We start from the raw sequence: 24,990 nt of genomic DNA, 5'->3' as shown, positions 1-24,990 counted from the left end.
GCATGCTGCCTGGCGTTCATGTCGATCGCCCGCCTGGAGCTCCAAGACTTCACGGTCTTCAAGCAGGCCGAATTCGAGTTCTGCCCGGGGATCAACGTGCTCATGGGCGAGAACGGGACGGGCAAGTCGCACGTGCTCAAGGCGATGTACGCGGCGCTGCGCGGCGCCGCGGGCGAGGCTCCTCCCGGAGCCGGCTGCTTCGCCAAGGTCGTGACCGTGTTCCGCCCGGACTCGCGGCGCACCGCCCGGCTCGTTCGCCACGGCTGCGGCGGCTCCTGGTCGCTGCGGCTGCTCGACGGCCGGGGCGCCCGGCTGCACATGTGCTGCGAGCAGCACGGGGCCGACGTCCTGTCCGTGACCGCCGACATCCACCCGGCGCCGAGCCTGTTCGTCCCGCCGCGCGAGGTCCTGGCGATGTACGACGGCTTCGTCGCCGCCTACGAGGGCCGCGAGCTCGAATTCGACGAGACGTACCGCGACATCTGCGAGGCGCTCGGCGCGGCGCCGCTGCGGGGCGCCGGCGCCGAGGCGGTCCGTGGCCTGCTGGAGCCGCTCGAGCAGGTCCTCGGCGGGAAGGTGCTGCTCAGGGGCAACCACTTCTACGTCCAGCGCGGCGACTGCGAGACCGAGGCCCACTTGCTCGCCGAGGGGCTGCGCAAGCTCGCCTGCCTCGCCTACCTCGTCGCCAACGGCGCCATCACCCGCGACAGCGTGGTGTTCTGGGACGAGCCCGAGGCCAGCCTCAACCCCCGGCTCGTCGTGCAGGTGGTCGAGTTCGTGCGCGCCCTGGCGCGGGCGGGGGTGCAGGTGTTCCTCGCCAGCCACGACTTCTTGCTGCTGCATCGGCTGTCGCAGCCGGCCGAGCACGCGCTCGATCCGGACGTGCCGATCCGGTTCTTCTCGCTCTACCGGCCGCGGCCCGCCGCGCCGGTCGAGGTGGAGACCGGCGCCACGCTGGCCGACATCGAACACAACGCGATCCTCGAGGAGTTCGCCCGCTACTACGACGACGAGCGCGCCTACGCCTGGCGGGAGATGGCGGACGAGGCCGCGTCGACGGCGGGGGCGAAGCGAGCGGGCAAGAAGATCGCGCGCGCGGCCACGCGGACGCGGCCGCGGCCGCAGACCGGCAGGGCCCGCGCGAAGAAGGTCGCGAAGGCCGCGAAGGCGAAGAAGGCCGCGCGGAAGGTCCGGACCTGAGCGCCGCGCTCACACGCCGGTGACGTAGAGGATCCCGAGGCACATCTCGTCGCCGGTGCCCTCGCCCCACAGGATGTCGCGCGGCTGTTGCTGCACCCCGTCCTCGACCGGCTGGTTGGCGGCGGTGTTGTCCCACTCGCACTCGATGCGCAGCTGGTCGCCGGGGCGCACGGTGACCGGCTGGGTCAGCTGATAGCTGCCCTGCCAGTTGAAGTCCCAGCGCGGGATGTCGAGCAGGCAGGTGCTCTGGCCGCCGGTGAGGCCCAGCGAGCCGCGCACGCCGCGGGTGTGCATGTGCAGGGCGGCGGCGTGGACCATGAAGGGGTCGCCGGCCGCGAACTCGCCGCCGGGGAACAGCAGCGGCAGGTAGTTGCTGATGTCGGCGGCGAACTCGTGGACCACCCGCGGCTCGCCGGCGGGGATCAGCATCGGCTCGCTGCCCTGGACCCACGCCGGGTTGGTGAACGGCATCATCGCCGCGACCTTGTCGACGCTCGCCGCGGTGCGGATCTGGATCCGCGACTGGTCGGGCCGGGCGCCCGGGTAGGTGTGGTAGTGCATCTGCACCGCGACCAGCGAGCCCGGCTGCACCTTGATACCTGTTCCTTCGGGCATGTCCCCGGGGTCACCTCCGGGCACCCACGCGCCGATCCACGGCACGCGGCCGCCGCTCTGCTGGCCGCCGGGGCCGCCGTAGCACAGGTAGCCGGGGTCGGGGTCGGCGTCGTCGAGCGCCTGGAACTCCTCGACCCGGTCGGGCGGGATGGCGAAGGCGATCACGTGGTGCACGATCTGCCGCTCGCCGGGGGTCACGCTGAGCGCGGTGATGAAGGTCTCCTGGTCTTCGGGCCAGGGCAGCAGGAAGCAGCGGTACTCGTCCGGCGCGATCGTCGGGGTGTAGGGCTCGGGCAGCGCCAGCTCGATGTCGAATTCGATCTCCTCGGGCGCGGGCGGGGCCGGCGGCGCGTCGGCGGGGTCGCCCTCGGGCGCGCCGAGCTCGACCCACTTCAGCAGCGCCTCCTGGTCGGCCTCCGCGAGCGAGCGGTCGTGGACGTAGGTCCCGCAGGCGGCGTCGGGCGGCCACGGCGGCATCGTGCCGGCCACGATCGAGGCCGGCAGCGCGCCGGCGACCGCGCTCGCGTCGGCGTACGAGGCGAGCGAGAACGGCGCGAGGTTGCCGGGGCTGTGACAGCCGACGCACTTGGCGTCGAGGATGGTCTTGATGTCGCGCCAGTAGGTGACCTCGGGGGCGTCGCCGCCGGTCGAGGTCCCGGCCCCCGTCTCGTCGGTGGTGCCGGCGCTGTCGCCGGGGGCGTCGCCGCAGGCGACGAGGAGGAGGCCGAGCGGGATGATCGCGGAGAGGCGCTGCATGGCCTCGAGTTCAGCACCCAATTTGTGGAGAGTGTGTGGAGCCGCGGCACGAAGGGTGCCTGTCCGCGGGGACATGTCACTCGCGCGGGGGCGGGCCCGCGGTGGCGCCGGTGATGGTGGCCCGCAAGCCGCGAGGCTGCTCGCCGGTGAGCTCCAGGACGAAGCCCGCGCGGCTGCACACCTCCCGGGAGATCGCCAGACCGAGGCCGCCGCCCTTGGGATCGCGCCGGCGCGCCTCGTCGGTGCGGAAGGTCCGCTCGCCGATCTTCGGCAGGTCGGCGGGCGGCACCCCGGGGCCGTCGTCGACGACGGTGAGCGTGAAGCCGGAGTCACCTGTCTCTTCGAGCAGGATCGCCACGTGGCCGCCGGGCTCGCCGTGGGCGACGGCGTTGTGCACGAGGTTGGCCAGGGCCTGCTCGGCCATCGCCGGGTTGCAGCGGGCCCACAGCGCGGCGTCGGGGCGGGCGCCGTGGACCTCGATGCCGCGGGTGCGCCCGAGCGCGGCGAAGCGGCGGGTCACGCGGTCGACGAGGGCGCACAGCTCGACGCGCAGGTCGCCGTGCAGCGGGTCGGCGCCCTCCTGCAGGCGGCACGCGAGGGACAGGTTGTCGATCAGCGAGCCCATGTAGACGACGTCGCCGATGGCCCCGCGCACGAGGTCGGCGTCGGCGTCGGGGCGGGCGACCTCGGTGAGCTGCTCGAGCGCGAGCTGCAGCGAGGCCAGCGGGGTGCGCAGGTCGTGGGCGATGTTGGCGAGGTGCTGCTCGAGCGCGCGGTGGCGGGCCTCCATGCGCGCGGCGTCGGCGGCGATCCGCGCGTGGGCCTGGTCGAGCAGGGCCGACAGCTGGCCGAGGTCGTCGCGCGTCGGGTCGGCGGCCGAGGCGTAGCCGGCGGCCTGCCCGACCTGCTGGGTGGCGCGGCGCAGCTTCTCGACCCGCAGCGCCATCGGTCGCACGGCGAAGAAGCTGGCGAGGCCGACGGCGAGGGCGACGCTGAAGGCGAGCATGCCGAAGATGACGAGCAGCGAGAAGCGGCGGTCGGGCGCGCTGACCTTCCAGCGCATCTGGACGATCGCGCACGGGCCGTGGTCGGCGGCGCGGCGCAGGGCGGCGCCGCCCCACGGGTCGAGGAAGTACATGCGCGACGGCGCGGCCTCGCCGGCCTGCAGCCGCGCCAGCAGGACCGGGTCGAGCGGCGTCGCCTCGGGGCGCGCGGGCGCCAGCGTGTCGCCGTCGTAGACGTTGAACTCGAGCTCGGGGCCGTGGCCGCGGGCGAACCCGGCCGGGTCGCGCTCGCACTGGGCCAGCGTCAGCGCGTCGATCTGCGGCGTCAGGGCGCTGATGCGCTTGATCGCCTGGTCGATGAACAGCGACGTCATGACCACCGCGACCACGGCGACGCTGAGGCCGGCGCAGATCGCCGCGGCCAGGAACACGCGGCCCGACAGCCCGCGGAGGACCCGGGTCATGGCGGCTCCGGGGCGTCGAAGCGGTAGCCGATGCCCCACACGGTGGCGATCCGCCCGCCGGCGAGCCCGAGCTTGCGCCGGATCCGGGCCACGTGCGAGTCGACGGTGCGCTCGCTGCGGTCGCCGCCGGCCGGCAGCGCGGCCTCGGCCAGCTGGCGCCGGGTGATCGCACGAGATGGCCTTTCGACCAGGTACAAAAGGACGTTGAACTCGTGGGCGGTGAGCCCGAGCGGCTCGCCGGCGAGGGTGACGGTGCGGGCGTCGAGGTCGAGGACGGCGTCGTCGAAGGCGAGCCGGCGCGTCGGCGCGGCCGCGTCGGGCAGGCGCAGGCGGGCGCGCACGCGGGCCAGCAGCTCCTCGATCCAGAACGGCTTCGGCAGGTAGTCGACGGCGCCGCCGGCGAAGGCCTGCAGGCGGGCGTCGAGCTCGGTGCGCGCGCTGAGGACGATCACCGGGGTCGACAGCCGGCCGCGCCACAGCTCGAGCACCTCGAAGCCGCCGAGCTCGGGCAGCATGAGGTCGAGGATCACGAGGTCGAACGGGCGCGCCAGCGCCAGCTCGGCGCCGCGGCGGCCGTCGTGCGCGAGCTCGACGTCGAAGCCCGCGCCCTTGAGCCCGCGCACGACGCCGGCGGCGATCGCGGGGTCGTCCTCGACCACGAGGATCGTCGGGGTGCTCCGGTCGCGGGACGACATGCGCGGGCTCTCGTGCGACGGTAGCAGCGCGGGCCCGCGGAAGGATGGAGGAATTGTGGAGCGCGTGCGAAGCTGGCCCGGCATGACGGACGAGGCCCCGGTCCACGCGCGCGCGATCCTCCCCGACGGCTGGCAGCGGCCGCGCGGCTACAGCAACGGCATGGCGGCCCGCGGCGAGCTGCTGGCGATCGCCGGCATGATCGCCTGGGACGCGCGCGAGCAGCTGGTGTCCGACGAGTTCGCGGCGCAGTTCCGCCAGGCGCTGGCCAACGTGGTGGCGGTGGTCGCGGCCGCGGGCGGGCGGCCGGAGCACGTGATCTCGCTGACGGTCTACGTGACCGACAAGCGCGAGTACGTCGCCGAGCTCGCCGCCGTCGGGGCGGCGTACCGCGAGCTGATGGGCCGCCACTACCCGGCGATGGCGCTGGTCGAGGTGGCGGGGCTGCTCGAGCCGCGGGCGAAGGTGGAGATCCAGGGCCTCGCCGTGCTACCAGTTCCGGCGTGACCGACCCCGACCTGCGCGACCTGCCGCTGCCCCGCCCCGAGAGCTTCCTGTACGAGGAGCGCGAGCGCGTCGGGGTCATCACGCTGACCCGACCGGACCGCTTCAACGCGCTGACCTTCCAGGTCTACCGCGAGCTGACCGACCTGTTCACGGTGATCGACCGCCGCGCCCACGCGGAGGGCGGCGCGCGGGCGCTGGTGCTGCAGGGCGCCGGGCGGGCGTTCTGCGGCGGCGGCGACGTCGACGACATCATCACCCGCCTGTTCGAGCGCGACGCCGAGGCGCTGCTCCGCTTCACGCGCATGACGGGGGAGCTGATCCACGCGATGCGCCGCTGCAAGCTGCCGATCGTCGCCAGCGTCAAGCGCGTGGCCGCCGGCGCCGGCGCGGTGATGGCCCTCGCCAGCGACCTGCGGGTGATGGGCAAGGGCTCGTTCTTCGCGTTCCTGTTCCCGCAGGTCGGGCTGTCGGGCGCCGACATGGGCGCGAGCTGGCTGCTGCCGCGGGTGGTCGGGCTCGGCCACGCCAGCGAGATCCTGCTGCTCGGCGACCGCGTGCCGGCCGAGCGCTGCGCGCAGATCGGCCTGGCCACCCAGGTCGTCGACGACGAGCCCGACCGCGAGGCGGTCGACCGCGCCGCGTTCGCCCTCGCCAAGCGCCTGGCCGACGGGCCCCACTTCGCCGCGCGCATGACCAAGACGATGCTGCAGCAGGAGCTCGACATGGACTTCACCGCCGGCATCGAGGCCGAGGCCCAGGCCCAGGCCCTGTGCATGCAGCACCCCGACTTCGCCGAGGCCGACCGCGCGCGCCAGCAGAAGCGCCCGCCCGTGTGGCGCTGAGGACATGTTCGGACGAGCATGCGCTTTTGACCCTGTTCTTGCGGGCATGTCTCGACGGACAGCCCGCGACGACCGACCTGACCCCCGGAGCATGCCCCGATGAACATGTTGCTCACCCCCTACGTGACCGAGCGGGCGCTCGGGTTGCTCGACGGGCCGCGCTGGCGCGGGCTCGAGGACGCGCTGGCCGGCTTCGTCGCCGAGCTGCGGGCGCGGCCGGTCGACGAGGAGGCCGGGGAGGACGCGGCGGCGCGCGCCTACCTCGAGCGGCTGGCCGCGGCCGGGCTGCTGAAGTGGGTGGTGCCGGCGGCGTACGGCGGGGCCGACCTCGGTGCGCCGTCGGCGGCCCCGGCCCTGTCGTCGACGGCGATCTGCCTGATCCGCCAGTGGCTGGCGCGCGAGAGCGGGGCGCTCGACACCGCCTTCGTGATGCAGGGCCTGGGCTCGTTCCCGGTCGCGCTGGCCGGCGGCGCGGCGCTGCGGCGCGAGCTGCTGCCGCGCGTGGCCGCCGGCGCGGCGGTGTGCGCGTTCGCGTTGACGGAGCCGGAGGCCGGCTCGGACGTGAAGAACCTGCGCACCACGGCCACGGCGGTCGACGGCGGGGTCGTCCTCGACGGCACCAAGTGCTTCATCAGCAACGCCGGCCTGGCCGACAGCTACGTGGTGTTCGCGCGCGAGGCCGGCGGCGACAGGCCGCGCTTCTCGGCGTTCTTCGTGGCCGGCGACGCACCTGGCCTTTCGGTCATCCGCACGCGCGTGCTGGCGCCGCACCCGATCGGCACGGTGCGGCTCGAGCGGGTGTTCGTCCCCGCGGCCCACCGCGTCGGCGAGGCCGGGGCCGGGCTCAAGCTGGCGCTCGGCAACCTCGACGTGTTCCGCGTCAGCGTCGGCGCCGCGGCGCTCGGCCTGGCCGACCGCGCGCTCGCGGAGACGGTGGCCCACCTCAAGCGCCGGGTCCAGTTCGGCAAGCCGCTGGCCGAGCAGCAGGGCCTGCAGTTCGCGCTGGCCGACCTGGCGACCGAGCAGCTGGCGGCGCAACTGCTGGTCTACCGCGCGGCCGCGGCCCGCGACGCCGGGCGGGCCACGTCGGACATGGCGGCGATGGCGAAGATGCACGCGACCGAGTCGGCGCAGCGGGCGATCGACCGCGCGGTGCAGAGCTTCGGCGGGCTCGGCGTGACCGTGGGCCAGGTGCCCGAGCGGCTGTACCGGGAGATCCGCGCCCTGCGGATCTACGAGGGCGCGACCGAGGTGCAGAAGCTGGTCATCGCCCGCGCGCTGCTCGACGAGCGCGGCTGAGGCCCCTCGCAAGATCACGACGCGTCCCCGCAGGTGGGGCCGCCGCGCCCGGTGGCAGGCGAGGGACCGCCAGAGGCTCGCCCGGCCGCCGCTGCTCGTGGTTTCAAAACCGCTTGCTCGCCGGAGCGCGCGATCGCTACGCTCCCGGCATGCGGTCCCCCTCGCGGAGCGGCGCGGCGATGTCCGGAGCGCTGGTGCTCCTCGCCTGTTCGTCGCCCGCGGGCGCGCCGACCGGGGCCGAGCTGCACGTCGCGGCGGCCATGTCTTTAAAAGAGGCGTTCGTCGAGCTCGAGGCCGGCTTCGAGGCCGAGCACCCGGGCGTCGACGTCGTCTACAACTTCGCCGGCTCGCAGATCCTCGCGGCGCAGATCGTCGCGGGCGCGCCGGCCGACGTGTTCGCCTCGGCCGACCAGGCGCAGATGCAGCGCGCGGCCGCCTCGAGCCGCATGCAGCCGGCGCGGGTGTTCGCCAGGAACAGGCTGGTGATCGTCACCCCGATCGCCGACGGCACGATCGAGGGGCCCGCCGATCTGGCGCGGCCCGGCCTGCGCCTGGTGCTCGCCGGTGAGGCGGTGCCGGTCGGCGCCTACGCCCGCGAGGCCCTCGGGCGCGCCGGCGTGCGCGACGCGGCGCTCGCCAACGTGGTGTCCAACGAGGAGAACGTGCGCGGGGTGGTCGGCAAGGTCGCGGCCGGCGAGGCCGACGCCGGGGTCGTCTACGCCACCGACGTCACCGACGCGGTCGCCGGCAAGCTGCGCACCGTCGCCTTCGCCGGCGCCGACGACGTCGTCCCGGCCTACGAGATCGCCGCGCTGACCGACAGCCCGCAGCCGGCCCTCGCCGCCGCGTTCGTCGAGCTCGTCAGCGGCCCGGCCGGGGCCGCCGCGCTCGGCGAGCGCGGGTTCCTCCCGCCGTGATTCGACCTGTCCGAAGGCACCTGTCTTGCACGACATGTCCTTGAAGCCCGGTCGCCCGGGCCACGCGCACCTGGCGATCGGCCTGCTCGCCGGGGCCGCGGTGGCGCTGCTGGCCCTGCCGCTGATCGGCCTGCTGGTGCGCGTGGCGCCGGGCGAGCTGTGGCGGCAATTGCAGGCGCCGGCGGTGCGGGACGCGCTGCGGCTGTCGCTGCAGGTGTCGCTGGCGGCCGCCGGGCTGTCGCTGCTGCTCGGGCTGCCGCTGGCGTACGCGCTGGCGCGGCTGCCGTTCCCGGGGCGCGGGCTGGCGCGCGCGCTGGTGACGTTGCCGATGGTGCTGCCGCCGGTGGTCGGCGGGACCGCGCTGCTGGCGGCGTTCGGCCGGCGCGGGCTGCTCGGCGGGTTCCTGGAACATGGCCTCGGGGTCATCTTGCCGTACACCACCGCCGGCGCGGTCGTGGCGGCCACCTTCGTCGCCGCGCCGTTCCTGGTGATCACCGTCGAGGGCGCGCTGCGCGGGCTCGACCCGCGCTTCGAGCAGGCGGCTGCGACGCTGGGGGCCAGCCGCCTGCGGATCGTCGGGACCGTGGTGCTGCCGGCCATCCGCCCGAGCCTGGTCGCCGGGCTGGCGCTGTGCTGGGCCCGTGCGCTCGGCGAGTTCGGGGCGACGATCACGTTCGCCGGCAACCTGCAGGCGCGCACGCAGACGATGCCGCTGGCGGTCTACGAGGCGCTGCACGCCAGCCCCGACGGCGCGGTGGCCCTCAGCCTGCTCCTCCTCGCCGTGTCCCTCGCCCTCCTCGCGGCCCTGCGCGGCCACCTGTTCCGCACATGAAACACCCGGCGCCCGCCACGAAGACATCGACGACGCGCGCGGGCTGCACTTGCGAGCCCGGCGGCGGAGGGCGGCGGCGATGAGCCCGGGGCTCCACGCCGACATCGCGGCGCGCCGCGGCGAGTTCTCGCTCGAGCTGGAGTTCTCGCTGGCGCCCGGGGCCACCGCGGCGGTGCTCGGGCCCAACGGAGCCGGCAAATCGACCCTGGTCGACGCGCTCGCCGGCCTGGTGCCGCTGACCCGCGGCGAGGTCGTGCTCGGCGGCCGCGCGCTCGAGCGCCCGGGCGAGCGGCTGCGCCTGACGCCGCAGGAACGTGGCCTCGGGGTCATGTTCCAAGGATACTGTCTGTTCGGACACATGAGCGCGCGCGACAACGTCGCCTACGGGCTGCGGGCGCGCGGGGTCGGGCGGGCGCGGGCGCGGGCGGAGGCGCAGGCGTGGCTCGAGCGCCTCGGCGTGGCCGAGGTCGGCGAGCTGCGGCCGGCCGCGCTGTCGGGCGGGCAGGCCCAGCGGGTCGCGCTGGCGCGGGCGATGATCACCCGCCCCGCCCTGCTGCTGCTCGACGAGCCGCTGGCCGCGCTCGACGTGTCGGCCCGCGCCCAGGCCCGCCGCCTGCTGGCCGGCTGGCTGGCCGAGGCCGGGGCGATCTCGCTGATCGTCAGCCACGACGTGCGCGACGCGGTGGCCCTCGCCGACGAGCTGCTGGTGGTCGAGGGCGGCCGCCTGACGGCCCGCGGCACCGCGGCCGAGCTGCGCGCGCGGCCGCCGACCGCCTACGTCGCGGCGGTGCTCGCCGAGGACGCGTGAGGCTCCGGCTCTCCGCGCCGTCGCCCGGCAGCACCCGAACGACCCGGCCGCCGACGACTGGATGGTCCAGACGTCCGGACTAGCCTTCAGGACATGCCCTATCGGTCATATCCTTAGATACTTACAGGTCCATGGCCATGACAGAGCCGCTCACTCGCTGCTGAGGCGCCGGACCCACGAGGCCCAGTTGCCGCCATCGTCGTCGATCGGGCCCTCGTTCCAGAGCCCCAGGGCGACGATGAACCCCGGCCCGAAGGCGGCGGCGAAGCCCTGCTCCTGCGTCGCCTCGGCGCTGTTCAAGAAATGGGACGACCACACGGACGCGCCCTGGCCGGTCAAACGGCGGGCGTAGCTGTAGATCACCGGGGAGTCCGGGACCCGGCCGGTGCCGATGACGACGATCGCCTCGTCGGGACCGACGGCGACATCGAGGAACTGCTCGGTCGTCTCTTCGTCGATGAAGCTCCACACCTGCGTGCCGTCGGCGCGGACGCGCCGCAGCACGGCGCCGTACCCGTTGATATCGATGCTGGCGTCGAGGCCGGCCAGCAACAGGTCGCTGGCGCCGCCGATCGCCGCGACGCTGAGCCAAATCCCATCGACCTGCGCGTCGGCGGCGCTCGAGACGACCTCTCCCTGTTCGTCGAGGACGACCACGAGCGGGTGTGTGGGCTCGTCTTCGTCCTGGTGGATGCCGCCGACGGCGACGATCGTCGAGCCGGACACCGCGAGGTCGGTGGCGAAGATGAGCGCGTCACCGTGGTGGGTGTTCCACAGCACCGAGCCGGTGGCCGGGTCGAGGCGACGGACGATCAGGTCCTTATTGCCATCCGGCTGAAGCCCGCTGTTCGCCACGTACAAACCGCCAGAGCCGGCCGCGAGCGCGGGTGAGTCGTCGGCTGCGTGGCCGGGGAAGGGCTCGTGGAACGACCACAGCGTCTCGGCGTCCGGTCCGAAGCCGTGGAGCAGCAGATCCGACGCACCCGGGATGCCCTCGCGCCCCGCGACGAAGATCCGCCCGCCATCGTCGACGACCACGTCGGAGAACCCCGCGTACGTGAAGCCCGGGTCGAGGACGGTCCGCTCCCAGACGAGGCCGCCGTCCGGGTCCAGGACGCGCACCAGCGCCTCGTTGCCCTCGCTGCCGGCGAGGACGATCCGTCCGGACGGATCGACGGCGACGGCGAAGACGTCAGCTCCGTCCTTGCGCGTCCACTCGACGGTGGCGCTCGGCCGACACTCGAGATCGCAGCCGTCGTCGGCGACGTCGTTGCCGTCGTCGCAAGCCTCGTCGCCGTCGACGCTCCCGTCGCCGCACACCGCCGGCCCAGACGCCGTCGTCGACGAGGACCCGGAGTCGTCACTCGCTGTGGCCTGGGGATTCTTGCCGACCTGATAGTCGAGGACGCACCCGGACAGGCAGACGGAGGCGAAGACGACTGCTCGATGCGATATTCCTTGTGAAAGACGAGAAGATGTCATGGCGGGCTCCTTGTTTGTGTTCTTCTCCGGCCCGCGGAGGTTCCGTCACGACGGCTGTCGCGCGAGTTCGCGAGCCGGCGGAGCCGCCGCGTGGGCAGCGGCGAGCAGGGCGGCGGCAGCGCGACGGTCAGACGCTCCTCTCCATACGCCGGCAGGTCGAGCAGACGACCCGGCCGCCCGGGCTCGCGCGCCCGGGACAGTCCATGGCTTCGCTACATGCCCCAGTGGCCATGCCTTTATGGACATGTCCATAAAGGCATGGCCAAGAGGACATGCCTTTTTTAGAAATTGCCCGGCCGCGCTCACGCGTAGCGGGTCGGATCGGGCACGCCGGCCGCGGCGAAGCCGTCGCGGCGCAGGCGGCAGCTGTCGCAGCGGCCGCACGCGCGCGGCAGCTCGGCGACGACGACCGGGTCGTAGCAGGACACGGTGTCGGCGTAGTCGACCCCGGCGGCGCGGCCGGCCTGGATGATCTGGCTCTTGGACCAGTCGATCAGCGGCGCCCGCACGTGCAGCGGCTTGCCCTCGACGCCGGCGCGGGTGGCCTCGGCGGCGAGGCGCTCGAACGCGGCCAGGAACTGCGGGCGGCAGTCGGGGTAGCCGGAGTAGTCGACGGCGTTGACGCCGACCCAGATCTCGGCGGCGCCGAGGACCTCGGCCCAGCCGAGCGCGTAGGCGAGGAACAGGGTGTTGCGCGCCGGCACGTAGGTGCTGGGGATCTCGCCCGCGCCCGTCGGGCTGTCCTTGGGGACAGCTTCACCGCTGGCCCTCAGCAGCGAGGTGCCGGCGGCGACGAGGCGGCCGAGGTGAGCCAGGTCGACGACCTCGTGGGCGCGGGCGCCGAAGCGGGCGGCCTGGCGGGCCGCGCTGGCGAGCTCGACCTCGTGGCGCTGGCCGTAGCGGAAGCTCAGGGCGTGCAGCGCGCGTCCCTCGGCGGCGGCGAGGGCGAGGACGGTGGTCGAGTCGAGGCCACCGCTGAGGAGGACGACGGCACGGACGGGTTCGCTCATGGCGAGGTCATACCGGCGCGAGGCCGCGAGCGCCAGCCGGCGACCGCGGCGAGCGGGCTCACGCTGGCGAGAAGGTCGAGTCGATGCTGTTGACGATCTCGACGCCCATCTGGCCGGCGGCGATGTTGGTCGTCGACGACGAGGTGCGGCGCACGGGGATCTGGTCGTCGAGGTTGAACAGCACCGTGCCCTCGGCGGCGACCTCGAGGGTGATCAGCTGCTTGCCCTGCTCGACCGCGCCGGACGACTCGGACTCGTACTTGACCTCGGCGATCCGCTTGCCCGACGAGCTGTCGATCTTGATCAGCGTGAACTTGCTGGTGGTGTCGACCGGGATCACCAGGCCCTGCAGGTTCTCGTCCTTGCGCTCGGTCGTCTCGACCTGCTTGCCCTCGACCAGCGGGGCCTTCGGCAGCTCGGGCAGGCCGAGCACGCCGGTGGCGAAGCCGGCCACCGCGGCCTCGACGCCCTTCTTCTCCTTGGCGGCGGCGGTCTCGGGCAGCGCCTTGGTGGCCGCCTCGTCGAGCTCGCCGCGCATGTCGGCGACGAAGGCGCCGGTGAACGACTGGACCGCGGCCTTGGGGTCGACCGGGGTCTCCCCCTCCTTCGGCGGCGGCAACATGTCCTTGCCGAGGACGAAGTCGCGGACCTCGGCGACGGCCAGGGCGACCTTGATCTTGTCGCCGGCGTCGCTCACGTCGAGCAGGCCGGAGATGTCGCCCGAGGCCTCGTTGACGCCCTGCGGCGAGGTCGCCTTGAACGAGAACTTCACGTCGGCCTTGAGCTTGTACGCGCCGGCCTTGTAGCGCAGCTCCGTGCCGCCCGCGACCGCCGCGCCGGAGCCCCCGGCGCCGTCAGGACCGGCCGTGTCGGCGCCCTTCTTGCAGGCGAGCGGGGACGAGGCGAGCGCGACGAACAGGGCGAACAGCGCAGAACGGCGGCACAGCAGGGCACGTGAGGTCGACATCGGCGGCAACGCTAACCGCGCGAGCCAGGCCGCGCAACGGTCCCGCAGGCGTACGCCCGTGAAAAAGCTCTGCCTCTCTGCTAAGAAGTCGCCGCCTCATGGTCCTGGCTCTCTTCAAGCGGCTCCTCGGGCGCCGGCCCAAAATGCCGCGCGACCAGATCACCCGCATCCCGCGGGCAGTTCGCAAGGCCACCGAGCCGCAGGTCGCGGCCGTCCAGGCCGCGCTCGACGAGCTCGCCGCGCTGCCGGGGCTCGCCGACATCGCCCTGAACAAGCGCGCCCCCAAGGGCTTCTACGCCGCCGCCGCCCGCTTCGTCGCCGCCTACGACGCCTACGTCGAGGCTGTCTCCAAGCACATGAACCTCGGGACAGCCGCCCGCCCCGGCACGCCCGAGGGGTTCCGCTGCTGTCACGAGCAGCCGGTCGGCGTCAGCGGCGTCGAGGCGCTGCTGATCTACCGCACGATCCGCCCGTGGCGCGACTTCGCCGACGTGGCCAAGCGGCTGGCCGAGCTCGGCGAGGCGCAGTTCAAGGAGATCCAGCAGCGCCACACCGGCAAGGACCCGGAGAAGATCGCCATGACCGACGCCGCGGTCGAGGACGGCCGCCTGGCGTTCGCCCAGCGCGGCGACCTGTGCCCGCTGCTCGACCCGCAGACCCACCGCTGCCGCGTCTGGGACGTGCGCCCCAACGCCTGCCGCATGCACTTCGTCACCACCGACCCCGCCTGGTCCGACCCGCGCGATCCTTCGTTCGCCAGGGTGACGGCCCGCAACATCCGCCTGCCGGTGCGCCAGCAGGTCGCGCTGATGCAGATCGAGAAGCGGATGATGCTCGGCGTGGCGCCGTTCCTCAACGCGGGCCTGCTGCAGATGCTGCACTTCTGCGAGGGCCAGACGATTCCCGAGGTCGGCGAGGCCCCACCGCGCTTCGCCGCCGATGGCCAACCGGCCCCCAAGGCCAATCGCAACAACCCCTCGGCCAAGAAATTCCAGAAAGAGCGCGCCAAGGAACGCAAGCGCGCCGCGAAGAAGTAAGCCCGGCGAACGCGGCGGTGCCGACGACGTCACGCCCGCGAGCCGCGAGCGCGCCGCCGAGACCCACGCGAGCCCGCGGCCCCCGGGCCTGGCGGCGCGTGAACGTGGCCCCAGCTCACGGCGCGGCCGGCGGAGGCTGCGTCCAGCGGTAGCTGACGAAGGCCGTGAGCGTACCGTTGGCGTCGCCGCAGATGAACATCACGCGCTGGCCCTCGGCGTCGCCCGAGAGCGTCACGCGACCGTCCTTCTCCTCGCGCTGCACGGTGGGCACGATCTTCGCCAGCGCGGCCGCCAGCGGATCGGTGCAGTCATCGAGGCTGGCGCCCGCCGGAAACGCGAACAAAATTTGAGCCGTGAAGCGGCCCTGGTCATCGGAGGGCGAGCGACCCTTCTTCGTCACCGTCGCGCCCGGCAACAGCGCCGGCGAAAACCACGCCGGGTCGGGCACCGTCGACGCCGACGCCTTGCTCGAGAACTGCTGGCCCTCGGACGGCGCCGCCGCCGGTGCTGCCCCGGGTGTAGCCGACTTCACAGACTCGGCTGTCGGACTCGCCTTCGACGCCTCGGGCGAGGGGCCACAAGCGACCGGCGCGAGGGTCAGGACGAACAGGGCACTCGGGACAGACCGAAGGGACGCGAGCATGCGCGAAAGTGTAGCGGAATCTGTTACAAGGGAGCCGGTATGAGCGGGCCGTCGGTCACTGCCACCACGATGTCGTCTTCGCCGTACGAGCAGGCGCAGCCGCTGCGCAACGGCGTCGTCATCGCGTACAGCCACCGCGAGCGCGATCTGCTGGGCGAGCTGCAGGTCCACCTCAAGCCGCTGCAGAAGGCCTGGATGCTCGACCTGTGGGACGACCTGCGGGTCGCAGGCGCCGGCCCGGAGTTCCGCCGCGCCCTCGCCGGCGCGCGCGTGACGGTGCTGCTGATCTCCCCCGGCTTCCTGTCCTCCCCGTTCATCACCGAGCACCGCCTGCCCGCCCTGCTGGCCGGTCAGACCCACCCGCGCGCGGCCGTCCAGTGCCTCTACATGCGCCCGGCGATGGACGCGTTCGCCGAGTTCCAGTTCGTCGAGCCCACCACCCGCGCGACCAAGAGCGTGCGGATCTCGAGCTTCTACGGCCTCAACGATCCGATGAAGCCGCTCGCCGCGTTCGACCGCCGCGGCCGCGCCGAGGTCCTGGCCGCCGCCGCCGACGAGATCATCCGCGCCGCCCACCGCGCTCCGGTCACCCTCGGCTCCTGACCTGTCCCCACGGACAGGGCCGGTGCGACCGCGGCGACGCACCTGCGGTCCGTCGCTACCGGCGCCCAGGTCCGCCCGCGCGCCGGTGTCAGCGTTCGGCGCGGCTTGTGTCGCCCGCAGGCGGCGATCTATCCTCGCCTCGCCGCGTCTGCCCGCGCGGAACCGCGCTTTTCGCATGCTGAACTCGCTGGCGACCTCGTCCTCGCGCGCCCGCTGGAGCGGGCTGGTCGTCGCCGCGGCGCTGGCCGGTCCGCCGCGGGCGGCGGTCGCGAACGAGCCGCCGCCGATCCCCGAGGCGGCCCAGCGCGCGTACGACCGCGGCCTGGCCGAGCGCGACGCCGGACAGTTCCCCGCGGCCGCCCGCGAGTTCGCGGCCGCCTACTCCCAGATCCCCGAATCCGAGCGCGAGCTGCGGGCGGCGATCCTCTTCGACCTCGTCGACGCCCACCGCGGCGCCTTCACGGCCGGCGGCGAGCGCCGCGGCAACGAGCACCCGGCCGCGCACCTGTGCGCCGCCGATCGGGCCCTCGCCGACTTCATCGAGACCGAGCAGGAGCGGAAGCGCGGCCGCAAGTCGCCCGACATGGTCAAGGCGACCGGGCTGCGCGAGGAGGTCCGGAAGGACTTCGTGGTCGCCAAGTCCCGCGAGAGCGACCTCGACTGCGCCGCGCTCGAGCTGCCGCGCGTGCACGACAAGGCGGGGCCGCCGACGCCGCCCCCGAGCGACGCGCCGAAGCCGGTCCAGGCGACGCCGAAGAAGCTGCTGATCGCCGGCGGCGTGACGACCGGGGTCGGCGTGGCGCTGCTCGGCCTGATGATCGGCGGCCTGGTCCGCGGCCAGCGCACCGAGGACGAGGCCGCGGCGCTGGTGCAGGCGATGCCCGAGCTCGCGGCCGACGATCCCCGGTTCGCCGCGTTCGAACGCCGCGGCAACGGCGACAACGCCATGGCCATCGTCGGCGGCGTGTTCGGCTCGCTGGCGCTCGGCGCCGGCGTGGCGCTGCTGGTCGTCGGCGTGCGCGCCCACAAGTCGGCCGGTCGCCCGCCCGCGGCGGCCGAGCCGGCGCTCGCGGTGTGGCCGGTCGCCACCCCGGCGGGCGGCGGCGCGGCGGTGCGCTGGCGGTTCTGAGGCCGCGCCGGTCTCTGTCCCTCGAGACAGACGAGGGGGGCCGCGCCCGGCCACCCGCGGAGATCGCGGCGCGGCGACTTCCGCTATGCTGGGGCCGCCGATGCCCTTGCGTCCATCTGGCTCGCGCAGGTCCGTCAGCGGCCGAACGCACGGGATGTGGCCCGAGGCGCCCGACCCGCTGCTCGGCCACACGCTGGCCGACCGCTACCGGCTCGAGAAGGTGATCGGCCACGGCGGCATGGGCACGGTCTACCGCGCCGAGCACGTCGTGATCCGCAAGCCGGTCGCGGTCAAGGTGCTCGACGCGGCCCATAGCGAGCGCCGCGTCGAGGTCCAGCGCTTCCTCAACGAGGCCCGCGCGGCCTCGAAGATCCGCCACGAGCACGTGGTCGACATCACCGACTTCGGCTCGACCGACGACGGCCTGGTGTTCCTGGTGATGGAGTACCTCGAAGGCGAGGACCTGGCGGCCACCAGCGACCGCGAGGGCTCGCTGCCGTGGCGGCGCGCGGCGGCGATCGTGCTGCAGATCGCGGCGGCGCTGGAGGCCGCGCACGCGCAGGGGATCATCCATCGCGACATGAAGCCGGAGAACTGCTTCCGGATCCGCCGCGGCAACGACCCCGACTTCATCAAGGTGCTGGACTTCGGGATCGCCAAGGTGCTCGAGGACAGCGAGGTCGAGCGCCCCTCGAGCGCGGGCAGCGGCCTGCTCGGCACGCCCGAGTACCTCGCGCCCGAGCTGATCCGCGGGCTCAAGCCCGACGCGCGCGTCGACATCTACGCCGTCGGCGTGATGCTCTACGACCTTTTGGTCGGCAAGCTGCCGTTCGCCGGCGAGAGCTTCATGTCGACGCTGACGGCCCACCTGATGGAGCTGCCGACGCCGCCGTCGCAGGCGCGCCCCGCCGCGGAGATCCCCGCGGCCCTCGACGCCGTGGTGCTGCGCGCGCTGGCCAAGGACCGCGACCTCCGCTACGACACGATCGGCGAGTTCGCGGCGGCCCTGCGCGCCGCGATCGCCGAGGCCGACGTGGTGGTCGCGCCGCCGCCGACGCCGCCGCCGCTGCCGCCCCCCCTGCCCGAGCCGCCGCGGACGTCGCCGCGATGGATCGCGGCCGGCGTGGTGGCGCTGCTGGTGCTGTTCTCGGCTGTCCTCTGGACCATGGCCAAAAGGTTTTATACCACGGGACAGGTGGCTCCCGCCCCGGCCGCGGCCACGGTGGTCGCGCCGATCGCCGCGGCGGCGCCGGTGCTCGCCGCGCCGGTCGCGGCGACGAAGGTCGAGGCGCCGGTCGAGGTCGCGAAGGTCGAGGTCGCGAAGGCCGAGGCTCCGCCCGTCGCCGCGCCGCCCGTCGCCGCGCCGCCGGTCGAGCCTCCGCCGGTCGAGCCTCCGACCGACGAGGCCCCCGCGGACGAGGCCCCCGAGCCCGCGACGGTGCGCGGGCCCGCGACGCCGAAGGGCCCGCGCAACGGGCCGGCGCCGCTGACGGCCGACGAGTTCGCGGCGGGGATGGCCAAGCTCGGGGCGCGGGTCAAGCTCGAGTGTTCGCGCTACGCGCTGCGCAAGATGGCGGTCACGGTGCAGGTGGTGGTCGGGGCCGATGGTTCGGTCAAGAGCGCCGAGCCGACCGGGTCGCAAGCCGGCAGCACGCTCGGCAATTGCGTGGCGCGGGTGGCCAAGACGGCCCTGCTGCGGCCGTCGCGGGCCAAGTCGTCGCACCGTCACACCTTCACGATGTGAGGCGTGGCCGCGTGGGCGCGCGGGTGTACCGGCACACCTCCACGATGGGAGGCGTGGTAGCGTCGCCCGCGATGAAGCGACTCACGGGCAAGCGGGCGCTGGTCACCGGAGCGACCAGCGGGATCGGGCGGGCGATCGCGTCGCGGTTCGCCGAGGAGGGTGCCAGCCTGGCGATCACGGGGCGACGCCTCGAGCGGCTGAAGGAGACGGCCGAGCGCGCGCGCGCGGCCGGAGTCGAGGTGGTGGCGATCGCGGCCGACCACACCCGCGGCGAGGACAACGAGCGCGTCGTCGAGGAGGCGCTGCAGGGCCTCGGCGGGCTCGACATCCTCGTCAACGCGGCCGGGGTGCTCGGCAACGACTCGATCCTCGACAGCCCCAAGCCCGACGAGTGGCGGCGCATCATGGACGCCAACCTCGAGTCGGTCTACGACCTGACCCGAAGGGCAGCCCCCTCGATCGTCCAGGGCCGCGGCGGCTCGATCGTCAACCTGTCGAGCATCGCCGGCCTGCGCCCCTACCCGACGATCCTCTCGTACTGCGTCAGCAAGGCCGCGCTCGACATGCTGACCCAGTGCCTCGCGCTCGAGCTGGCGCCCCGCGGCGTGCGCGTCAACGCGATCTGCCCGGGCGTGGTCGTCAGCGAGCTGCACATCACCAGCGGGGCGGTCACCGACTACGCGGCGTTCCTCGAGCGCGCCAAGTCGACGCACCCGCTCGGCCGCCCCGGTCAACCGGAGGAGATCGCGGCCCTCGCGGCGTTCCTCGTCAGCGACGAGGCCGGCTGGATCACCGGCGGCCTGCACGCGATCGACGGCGGGCGCACGCTGACCTCGTTCCGCTGAGTCGCCCCTGCCCAGTCACGGGCTGACGCCGTCAGCCGCGGATCAGCGCCTTGAGGTCGTCGAGCTTGACGCCGACGGAGATCGCCCAGCCGCGGATCTTCTTGCGCGTCACCTTCGACAGGCCCGAGCTGCGCAGGAGCTCGGGGTGGAGCCGCTGCATGCGGGTGTCTCGCTGCAGCCAGGCCAGCCACACGGTCGGCGGCGACCAGCTCGCCAGCAGCTCCTTGATGAACTTCAGCTCGTCGGCGGCGAGCTCGTCCTCGAGCAGGGCGGTCGTCGTGATGAGGTGCGCGTCGGGGTCGGAGGCGGAGCGGCCCACGAGCACGTGGGCGTCGGACGCGAAGCGGTGCAGCTCGCCGCTGCGGAGGAGGGCGCGGAACGTCCGCTGCTCCGGCCAGCGGTCGCCCTTCTTGCCGGTCAGCGGCTGGATCCACGAGTCGATCTCGGCCTGGTCGATGCGCACGCGGCGATCGTACGCCCCGGCTCGCCCGGGCGGAATGCTACGGCGGGCTGATGCCGAGCCTGGATCCCACGGCGGGATCGGCGACCGGGTAGACCTCCTCGCGCGGGGTCAGCAGCGCGGCGCGGTCGCCCTCGAGCCACACCTGGCGCTGCTCGGCGACGAACGGGGAGATGTCCTCGATGCCGACGATCCACTCGCTCGCGTAGGCGGCGATCGCCGCTCCGCGCAGGCCGAGCTGGATCGCCCGGCGCTCCTGCTTGTCGCCCGCGGGGCCGTGGTCGGGGTCCCACTGCAGTCGCACGTCGGAGCGCTTGCCGAGCTGCTCCCACGCCTTGCGCTCGCCGTAGACCTCCGGGACATGCGTCGAGTGGATCGCCGCGGCGAGGATCGCGTCGAAGGCCGGCCGGCGGATCCGTACCGCCAGCGTCACCTCCTGGCCCTCCTTCGTGCCCCAGCCCGAGCGGTACATCATCCACAGGAAGTTGGGCTTGATCCAGCTCATCCGCTCGAGGCTGAAGGGGCCGCCGAAGCGCTGGTGGGCCGCCGCCCAGTGACCGATCGCCGGGCGGTAGGCCTGGTAGACCACGACCGAGTCGGCGTCGAACTGGGCCAGGATGTGCCGGCCGGCCCGCGGCCAGCGCTGCTTCTGGGTGGAGTATGGCTCGATGAGCAGGTTCATGAGGACATGTCTAACTGGGCATGTCGTCAGGGACATGTCCCGAGAAGTGACTGAACTCCATGTGCACGGTCGCGCCGATCGCCACCATGCGGGCGGTCAGGCCGGGGTCGGCCTCGGCGACGATGCCCATGTTGGCCACGCCCGGGCGGGCGTGCGGGCGCAGGCCGGCGAGCAGGGGGGCGGCGTAGTCGGGGTCGGCGAGGCGGAACGGGAACGCGCCGGGGAAGTCGGGGTTGAACGAGGCGAAGCCGAGGCCGAGCGCGGCGGGGTCGGCGGGGTCGGCGAGGCGGACCAGCACGCGGCCGGCCGCGCGCCCCGCCGCGAGCTGTCCTCTGGGCAAGGTGAACGCGGCCTCGATCGCCGCGTCCTCGTCCGGGTCGATCGTGCGCGTCTGCAGCCCGCGCGCCGGCAGCCTGAGGGCCTCGGTCTGCGGCCACAGGAACCGCAGCGCGGTCGAGCGGTAGGCCTCGCGCAGGCCGAGGCGCTCGTAGAGGCGGACCGCGGGCAGGTTGCCGGGCTTGACGTTGAGGCACCAGGTGGCGCAGCCGGCCGCGCGCAGCTCGGCGGCGGCCGCTCGCAGCATGGCGAGGCCGAGGCCGCGCCCGCGCTGCTCGGGGACGACGACGACGTGGCGGATGTAGCCGACGCCGGCCAGGCGCTCGAAGTAGAGGTAGCCGGCGGTGGCGCCGTCCTGTTCGAAGAGCCAGGTGTGCGGGGCGATCTCCGCGGCCCAGTGCGAGCGCAGCGGGACCGGGTCGCCGGTGTCGAGCTCGGGGAACAGGCGGGCGAAGGTCGCGTAGTCGTCGTCCGCCGCGGGACGGTGCGCGAGGGCCATCGCTCGATGGTACTCGGGCGCGCGACGCCGGTTCAAGCGCACGCGGCGACCTCCCGCGCTCCGCGAGCGCGCGCGACGTCGAGGTCACGCGGTCGCGGGTCCACCGCGCGCTCGCGTCGGACCCGGGGCGGTTGAAATCCGCGGCGCGCGGCACTACGGTCGCCCGTCGTGTCGGCGCGCGCTCTCCTGCTGGCGATCGGGCTGGCCGCGGGCGCGGCCGGCGAGGCGCGGGCGGCCCCGGCGTGGCGGCTCGCGGGCCACGAGACGCCGAGCTCGCTGGCGCCCGGCCAGGGCGCGACGGTCCGCGTCGAGCTCGTCAACCTGAGCCGAGAGACATGGTCCGAGGGACAGAAGGACCGGCTGTCGTACCACTGGGAGGACGCGGGCGGCGCCGTGGTCGAGCGCGACGGGGCGCGCACGCGGCTGCCGTTCCCGGTCGGGCCGGGCGAGCGGGTCGCGGTGGCGGCGACGCTGGCGGCCCCGGCCGCGGCCGGGCGCTACGTGCTGCGCTGGGCGCTCGTGCGCGAGAACCGGTTCTGGTACGACGCGCCGGTCGGGGGCGGCGACGCGATCGAGGTCGACGTCGGGCCGGCGCCGGGCACCTGGTCGATCGAGCAGGTCGAGGTCCCGCGCGAGGTCGCCGCGGGGGCGCGGGCGGAGGCGCGGGTGCGGCTGTGCAACACCGGCGCGAACACGTGGGCCGCGGCGCACGGCGACGCGCTCAGCTACCACTGGCTCAGCGGCGAGGGCGAGCGGCTCGAGGGCGTGCGCACCCCGTTGCCGGCGGCGGTCGAGCCGGGCGGCTGCGTGGTGCTGCCCGCCGAGCTGCGCGCGCCGGCGCGGCCGGGGCCGTACACGCTGCAGTGGCAGCCGGTCCGCGAGGGCCGGGCCTGGTACGGGCCCGGGGCCGGCGAGGCCGCGGCGGCCGTGGCGGTCGGCCCCCCGCGCGACGCGTTCGCGGCCCTGGCGCTGAGCCTGCCGCCGCTGCAGGCCGGGCTGCCCGCCGAGGCCCTGCTGACGCTCGAGCACCGCGGCGAACAGGCCTGGCTTCCCGGACAGGGTCTCAAGGTCAGCTACTTGTGGACAGGTCCCGACGGACATGTCCAGGAGGGCATCCGCACCGAGCTGCCGGGCGAGGTCGAGCCCGGCGAGGTCGTCGAGCTCGCGTTCAAGGTCCGGCCGCCCGACGCGCCGGGGACCTGGCTGCTGGCGCCGCGGCTGGTCCGCGAGGGCGAGGCGTGGATCGCCCCCGAGCACGAGCTCGCCGCGGCGGCGACGGTCGGACCGCCGGCGCTCGCGTGGGAGCTGGTGGCCGCCGACTGGCCGACCCGCCTCGCCGCCGCCGACAGCGACGAGTTCACCGTCACCGTGCGCAACACCGGCGCCGAGACGTGGTCGCCGGCCGCGGGCGACCGCCTGTCGTACCGCTGGCGCACCGACGACGGCGCGCCGCTGCAGCACGAGGGCATGCGCACCGAGCTGCCCCACCCGGTCGCGCCCGGCGAGACGGCGACCGTGTCCGTGCGCGTGGCCGGCCCGCCGCGCGCCGGCAGCTACGCGCTCGCGCTGGCGATGGTGCGCGAGCAGGTGCGGTGGTTCCCGCCGCCGACCGGCGGTCCTTCGGAACATGTCGTCGAGGTCATGTTGCGCTCGACCCGCTGGCAGCTGGCGCTGATCGCCGCGACCCTGGCGGCCGTGGTCGCGGCGCGGCGCCGCCGGCCGGGCCCCGGCTCGTGGCGGTGGGCCGCGCTCGACCTGGTCCCCGCGCTGTGGCTGTGGGCGGCCGGGGCGGTGCTCACGTTCACGTTCGCCGAGCTGGCGGCGATCGAGCTGTGGCAGGGCGGCCGCGCGGCGGCGTTCAGCGCGGCGGCGGTCCCGGCCCTGCTCGTGCTGCTGGTGCCGGCGCGGGCGCGGCCGTGGCTGGCGTTCGTCCTGTCCCTCGGGACAGCCGTGCTGCTGCTCGCCGATCTGCTGTACATGCACGTGCTCGGGGCGATCGTCCCGGTGCAGGCGCTGGTCGGCGCGCACCAGGTCGGCGACATCGGCGCCAGCGTCAAGGCGCTGCTGCGGCCCGAGTACGCCTGGCTGGCCGCGGCGCCGATCTCCGGGCTGGCGCTCGCGGGCGCGTGGCCGCGGGCGCGCGAGCGGGCCGGCGAGACGGCCCGCCGCCGGGCGACGCTCGCGGGCCTGGCGACGCTCGTCGCGGCCAGCCTGCCGATCGCGGTGATCCTCGGCGGGGCGATGCGCAGCGGGCTCGGGGCGCGCGTGTTCTCCGAGCAGCACAACGCCGGCCGCTTCGGCGTGCTCGGGGCCCACCTGTTCGACGTGGTCCGCACGCTCGGGGGGGCGTTCGGCCGCGGCTCGCTGACCCCGGAGGAGCGGGCCGAGATCGCGGCGTTCTTCGCCGAGCGCGCCGGGGCGAGGCCGCCGGATTTCGCGGCGGCGCGCGGGGCCAACCTGCTGGTGATCCAGGCCGAGGCGCTGCAGGGCTGGACGATCGGCGCCAGCGTCGCCGGGCAGGAGATCACGCCGTTCCTCAACCGCCTGCGCCGGCGCGCCCTCTATTTCCGCGCGATCGTCGACATCACCGCCCAGGGCATGACCTCGGATGCGGAGTACGCGATCCTCAATTCACAGTACCCGCTGGGCCAGGGCGCGGTCGCGTTCCTGCGCGCCGGCAACCAGTTCGAGACGATCGCCCACGCGCTGAAGGCGGCCGGCTACTCGACCCTGTCGGCCCACCCGTTCAAGCGCGGGTTCTGGAACCGGGCCACCCTGCACCCGCGCTACGGCTTCGAGCGCTCGCTGTTCGACCGCGAGCTCGGCCCCGGGCCCGTGATCGGCTGGGGCCTGGCCGACGAGGCGTTCTTCGCCCGCATGCTGCCGGAGCTGGCCGGGGCCCCGAAGCCGTTCTTCGCCTTCCTCGTCACGCTCAGCCTCCACCACCCCTACGACGAGTTCCCGCCGGGGCTGCGCCGGCTGCAGCTCGGCGCGCTCGAGGGCACGAGCCTCGGCAACTACCTCCACGGGATCCACCACCTCGACGCGGCCCTGGCCGAGCTGTTCGCCGGGCTGGAGGCGACTGGCCTGGCGGACAGCACGGCGGTGGCGATCTACGGCGACCACGACGCCCGCCTCGGGGTCACGCCGGAGATCGCCGCGCTCGCCGGCGAGCCGGCCGGGTCGCCGTCGCTGCCGCTCCGGCTCGAGCGCGTGCCGGGCTTCCTCGTCTTGCCCGGAGGACAGGCGGGCGAGGTCGACGCCGTCGGCAGCCACGTCGATTTGGCCCCGACCTGGCTGCACTACCTCGGCGTCCCCGCCCCACCCGCCTTCGTCGGCCGGCCTCTGGTCCCGGGTCGGGCGGGCCCGGGGGTGGCGGCCCTCCCCGACGGCTCGGCGGTGGGCGACGACCGCCTGTTCGCGGTCGCCGGGCGGGATATCCCGCCCGGAGGGGCCTGTTTCGCGGCCGAGGGGGCCCGGATCGAGCGCGAGGCCTGCACCCCGGAGGTCCAGCGGGCCCGGCGCGCGCTGGCAGTGTCGCGAGCGATCGCCGACCATGACCTCGCTCGAGCGCTCCCTTCGGGGCCAGACCCAGGTCCGTGATAGCCTGAGCCGA

Annotated in this window: 23 protein-coding genes; 13 read left to right on the top strand and 10 right to left on the bottom strand. The window is 74.2% G+C overall.

Going from position 1 to position 24,990, the window contains the following annotated elements:
• The first annotated feature begins 18 nt into the window (after positions 1-18).
• Positions 19-1,200: an AAA family ATPase gene (locus tag K7C98_RS29860; protein ID WP_224195202.1), complete on the top strand. Its 1,182-nt coding sequence runs from the start codon at positions 19-21 to the stop codon at positions 1,198-1,200.
• A gap of 9 nt (positions 1,201-1,209) precedes the next feature.
• Here K7C98_RS29860 and K7C98_RS29855 read toward each other — a convergent pair whose 3' ends face one another.
• The 3 genes from K7C98_RS29855 to K7C98_RS29845 all read right to left on the bottom strand — a co-directional run bounded on the left by K7C98_RS29855 (position 1,210) and on the right by K7C98_RS29845 (position 4,734).
• Positions 1,210-2,571, bottom strand: a complete 1,362-nt coding sequence (locus tag K7C98_RS29855; RefSeq protein WP_224195201.1) for a monooxygenase — start codon at positions 2,569-2,571, stop codon at positions 1,210-1,212.
• A 76-nt stretch (positions 2,572-2,647) separates the two neighbouring features.
• On the bottom strand, positions 2,648-4,039 hold the full coding sequence (locus K7C98_RS29850) for a sensor histidine kinase (RefSeq protein WP_224195200.1): 1,392 nt from the start codon (positions 4,037-4,039) through the stop codon (positions 2,648-2,650).
• On the bottom strand, positions 4,036-4,734 hold the full coding sequence (locus K7C98_RS29845) for a response regulator transcription factor (RefSeq protein ID WP_224195199.1): 699 nt from the start codon (positions 4,732-4,734) through the stop codon (positions 4,036-4,038). Before K7C98_RS29845 ends, K7C98_RS29850 begins: the two co-directional genes overlap by 4 nt.
• 82 nt (positions 4,735-4,816) lie before the next feature.
• On the opposite strand from K7C98_RS29845, the gene K7C98_RS29840 reads away from it, so the two are divergent.
• The 6 genes from K7C98_RS29840 (at position 4,817) to K7C98_RS29815 (ending at position 9,937) form a co-directional block, all read left to right on the top strand.
• Complete coding sequence (locus tag K7C98_RS29840; RefSeq protein WP_224195198.1) at positions 4,817-5,239, top strand: RidA family protein; 423 nt, start codon at positions 4,817-4,819, stop codon at positions 5,237-5,239.
• Positions 5,236-6,081 (top strand): enoyl-CoA hydratase family protein, encoded by an 846-nt coding sequence (locus K7C98_RS29835; RefSeq protein ID WP_224195197.1) that lies wholly within the window; start codon positions 5,236-5,238, stop codon positions 6,079-6,081. Before K7C98_RS29840 ends, K7C98_RS29835 begins: the two co-directional genes overlap by 4 nt.
• A gap of 99 nt (positions 6,082-6,180) precedes the next feature.
• Positions 6,181-7,380 carry an acyl-CoA dehydrogenase family protein gene (locus K7C98_RS29830; RefSeq protein WP_224195196.1) on the top strand — a complete coding sequence of 400 codons (1,200 nt, stop codon included), beginning with the start codon at positions 6,181-6,183 and terminating at the stop codon, positions 7,378-7,380.
• Positions 7,381-7,529: 149 nt separating this feature from the next.
• Positions 7,530-8,297 (top strand): molybdate ABC transporter substrate-binding protein, encoded by a 768-nt coding sequence (gene modA / locus K7C98_RS29825; RefSeq protein ID WP_224195195.1) that lies wholly within the window; start codon positions 7,530-7,532, stop codon positions 8,295-8,297.
• A 34-nt stretch (positions 8,298-8,331) separates the two neighbouring features.
• Positions 8,332-9,129, top strand: coding sequence for an ABC transporter permease (locus K7C98_RS29820; RefSeq protein ID WP_224195194.1), 798 nt, complete (start codon positions 8,332-8,334; stop codon positions 9,127-9,129).
• A gap of 79 nt (positions 9,130-9,208) precedes the next feature.
• On the top strand, positions 9,209-9,937 hold the full coding sequence (locus K7C98_RS29815; RefSeq protein ID WP_224195193.1) for an ABC transporter ATP-binding protein: 729 nt from the start codon (positions 9,209-9,211) through the stop codon (positions 9,935-9,937).
• 150 nt (positions 9,938-10,087) lie between these two features.
• Here the strand turns inward: K7C98_RS29815 and K7C98_RS29810 are convergent, their stop codons facing one another.
• The 3 genes from K7C98_RS29810 to K7C98_RS29800 form a co-directional block, all read right to left on the bottom strand.
• Complete coding sequence (locus tag K7C98_RS29810; protein ID WP_224195192.1) at positions 10,088-11,419, bottom strand: hypothetical protein; 1,332 nt, start codon at positions 11,417-11,419, stop codon at positions 10,088-10,090.
• Between the two features lie 302 nt (positions 11,420-11,721).
• Positions 11,722-12,429, bottom strand: coding sequence for a 7-cyano-7-deazaguanine synthase QueC (gene queC, locus K7C98_RS29805; protein WP_224195191.1), 708 nt, complete (start codon positions 12,427-12,429; stop codon positions 11,722-11,724).
• A gap of 58 nt (positions 12,430-12,487) precedes the next feature.
• Entirely contained in the window at positions 12,488-13,396 is a 909-nt protein-coding gene (locus K7C98_RS29800; protein ID WP_224195190.1) for a hypothetical protein, read from the bottom strand.
• A 98-nt stretch (positions 13,397-13,494) separates the two neighbouring features.
• Here K7C98_RS29800 and K7C98_RS29795 point away from each other — a divergent pair, with 98 nt between their 5' ends.
• Positions 13,495-14,433, top strand: coding sequence for a YkgJ family cysteine cluster protein (locus K7C98_RS29795; RefSeq protein WP_224195189.1), 939 nt, complete (start codon positions 13,495-13,497; stop codon positions 14,431-14,433).
• 115 nt (positions 14,434-14,548) lie between these two features.
• Here the strand turns inward: K7C98_RS29795 and K7C98_RS29790 are convergent, their stop codons facing one another.
• Positions 14,549-14,965, bottom strand: a complete 417-nt coding sequence (locus tag K7C98_RS29790) for a hypothetical protein (RefSeq protein ID WP_224195188.1) — start codon at positions 14,963-14,965, stop codon at positions 14,549-14,551.
• 180 nt (positions 14,966-15,145) lie between these two features.
• Between K7C98_RS29790 and K7C98_RS29785 the strand changes: the two genes are divergently transcribed.
• The 4 genes from K7C98_RS29785 to K7C98_RS29770 all read left to right on the top strand — a co-directional run bounded on the left by K7C98_RS29785 (position 15,146) and on the right by K7C98_RS29770 (position 19,397).
• Complete coding sequence (locus K7C98_RS29785) at positions 15,146-15,679, top strand: toll/interleukin-1 receptor domain-containing protein (RefSeq protein ID WP_224195187.1); 534 nt, start codon at positions 15,146-15,148, stop codon at positions 15,677-15,679.
• 175 nt (positions 15,680-15,854) lie between these two features.
• A complete protein-coding gene (locus tag K7C98_RS29780; protein WP_224195186.1) occupies positions 15,855-16,808 on the top strand; it encodes a hypothetical protein in 954 nt (317 codons plus the stop codon).
• A gap of 100 nt (positions 16,809-16,908) precedes the next feature.
• The gene (locus K7C98_RS29775; RefSeq protein ID WP_224195185.1) at positions 16,909-18,552 is read left to right on the top strand and encodes a serine/threonine-protein kinase; all 1,644 of its coding nucleotides are present in this window, start codon (positions 16,909-16,911) and stop codon (positions 18,550-18,552) included.
• Positions 18,553-18,623: 71 nt separating this feature from the next.
• Positions 18,624-19,397, top strand: coding sequence for an SDR family NAD(P)-dependent oxidoreductase (locus tag K7C98_RS29770; RefSeq protein ID WP_224195184.1), 774 nt, complete (start codon positions 18,624-18,626; stop codon positions 19,395-19,397).
• A gap of 31 nt (positions 19,398-19,428) precedes the next feature.
• Here K7C98_RS29770 and K7C98_RS29765 read toward each other — a convergent pair whose 3' ends face one another.
• From K7C98_RS29765 to K7C98_RS29755, 3 genes are read right to left on the bottom strand one after another with little or no spacing between them, the layout of a single operon-like run.
• A complete protein-coding gene (locus K7C98_RS29765) occupies positions 19,429-19,860 on the bottom strand; it encodes a hypothetical protein (protein WP_224195183.1) in 432 nt (143 codons plus the stop codon).
• A 37-nt stretch (positions 19,861-19,897) separates the two neighbouring features.
• On the bottom strand, positions 19,898-20,539 hold the full coding sequence (locus tag K7C98_RS29760; protein ID WP_346660316.1) for a DUF4291 domain-containing protein: 642 nt from the start codon (positions 20,537-20,539) through the stop codon (positions 19,898-19,900).
• A 10-nt stretch (positions 20,540-20,549) separates the two neighbouring features.
• Positions 20,550-21,374: a GNAT family N-acetyltransferase gene (locus K7C98_RS29755; RefSeq protein WP_224195181.1), complete on the bottom strand. Its 825-nt coding sequence runs from the start codon at positions 21,372-21,374 to the stop codon at positions 20,550-20,552.
• A gap of 168 nt (positions 21,375-21,542) precedes the next feature.
• On the opposite strand from K7C98_RS29755, the gene K7C98_RS45095 reads away from it, so the two are divergent.
• Positions 21,543-24,977: a sulfatase-like hydrolase/transferase gene (locus K7C98_RS45095; protein ID WP_224195180.1), complete on the top strand. Its 3,435-nt coding sequence runs from the start codon at positions 21,543-21,545 to the stop codon at positions 24,975-24,977.
• Positions 24,978-24,990 lie beyond the last annotated feature (13 nt).

This window comes from Nannocystis pusilla, from assembly GCF_020073745.1.
Taxonomy (GTDB): domain Bacteria; phylum Myxococcota_A; class Polyangia; order Nannocystales; family Nannocystaceae; genus Nannocystis; species Nannocystis radixulma.
This window is presented reverse-complemented; position numbering and strand designations above follow the sequence as displayed.

What these genes read in the sequence shown, in the direction of transcription:
- K7C98_RS29860 (WP_224195202.1), top strand. Translation starts at nt 19, where the DNA reads ATGTCGATCGCCCGCCTGGAGCTCCAAGACTTCACGGTCTTCAAGCAG.
- K7C98_RS29855 (WP_224195201.1), bottom strand. Translation starts at nt 2,571, where the DNA reads ATGCAGCGCCTCTCCGCGATCATCCCGCTCGGCCTCCTCCTCGTCGCC.
- K7C98_RS29850 (WP_224195200.1), bottom strand. Translation starts at nt 4,039, where the DNA reads ATGACCCGGGTCCTCCGCGGGCTGTCGGGCCGCGTGTTCCTGGCCGCG.
- K7C98_RS29845 (WP_224195199.1), bottom strand. Translation starts at nt 4,734, where the DNA reads ATGTCGTCCCGCGACCGGAGCACCCCGACGATCCTCGTGGTCGAGGAC.
- K7C98_RS29840 (WP_224195198.1), top strand. Translation starts at nt 4,817, where the DNA reads ATGACGGACGAGGCCCCGGTCCACGCGCGCGCGATCCTCCCCGACGGC.
- K7C98_RS29830 (WP_224195196.1), top strand. Translation starts at nt 6,181, where the DNA reads ATGAACATGTTGCTCACCCCCTACGTGACCGAGCGGGCGCTCGGGTTG.
- modA (WP_224195195.1), top strand. Translation starts at nt 7,530, where the DNA reads ATGCGGTCCCCCTCGCGGAGCGGCGCGGCGATGTCCGGAGCGCTGGTG.
- K7C98_RS29820 (WP_224195194.1), top strand. Translation starts at nt 8,332, where the DNA reads ATGTCCTTGAAGCCCGGTCGCCCGGGCCACGCGCACCTGGCGATCGGC.
- K7C98_RS29815 (WP_224195193.1), top strand. Translation starts at nt 9,209, where the DNA reads ATGAGCCCGGGGCTCCACGCCGACATCGCGGCGCGCCGCGGCGAGTTC.
- K7C98_RS29810 (WP_224195192.1), bottom strand. Translation starts at nt 11,419, where the DNA reads ATGACATCTTCTCGTCTTTCACAAGGAATATCGCATCGAGCAGTCGTC.
- queC (WP_224195191.1), bottom strand. Translation starts at nt 12,429, where the DNA reads ATGAGCGAACCCGTCCGTGCCGTCGTCCTCCTCAGCGGTGGCCTCGAC.
- K7C98_RS29800 (WP_224195190.1), bottom strand. Translation starts at nt 13,396, where the DNA reads ATGTCGACCTCACGTGCCCTGCTGTGCCGCCGTTCTGCGCTGTTCGCC.
- K7C98_RS29795 (WP_224195189.1), top strand. Translation starts at nt 13,495, where the DNA reads ATGGTCCTGGCTCTCTTCAAGCGGCTCCTCGGGCGCCGGCCCAAAATG.
- K7C98_RS29785 (WP_224195187.1), top strand. Translation starts at nt 15,146, where the DNA reads ATGTCGTCTTCGCCGTACGAGCAGGCGCAGCCGCTGCGCAACGGCGTC.
- K7C98_RS29780 (WP_224195186.1), top strand. Translation starts at nt 15,855, where the DNA reads ATGCTGAACTCGCTGGCGACCTCGTCCTCGCGCGCCCGCTGGAGCGGG.
- K7C98_RS29775 (WP_224195185.1), top strand. Translation starts at nt 16,909, where the DNA reads ATGCCCTTGCGTCCATCTGGCTCGCGCAGGTCCGTCAGCGGCCGAACG.
- K7C98_RS29770 (WP_224195184.1), top strand. Translation starts at nt 18,624, where the DNA reads ATGAAGCGACTCACGGGCAAGCGGGCGCTGGTCACCGGAGCGACCAGC.
- K7C98_RS29760 (WP_346660316.1), bottom strand. Translation starts at nt 20,539, where the DNA reads ATGAACCTGCTCATCGAGCCATACTCCACCCAGAAGCAGCGCTGGCCG.
- K7C98_RS29755 (WP_224195181.1), bottom strand. Translation starts at nt 21,374, where the DNA reads ATGGCCCTCGCGCACCGTCCCGCGGCGGACGACGACTACGCGACCTTC.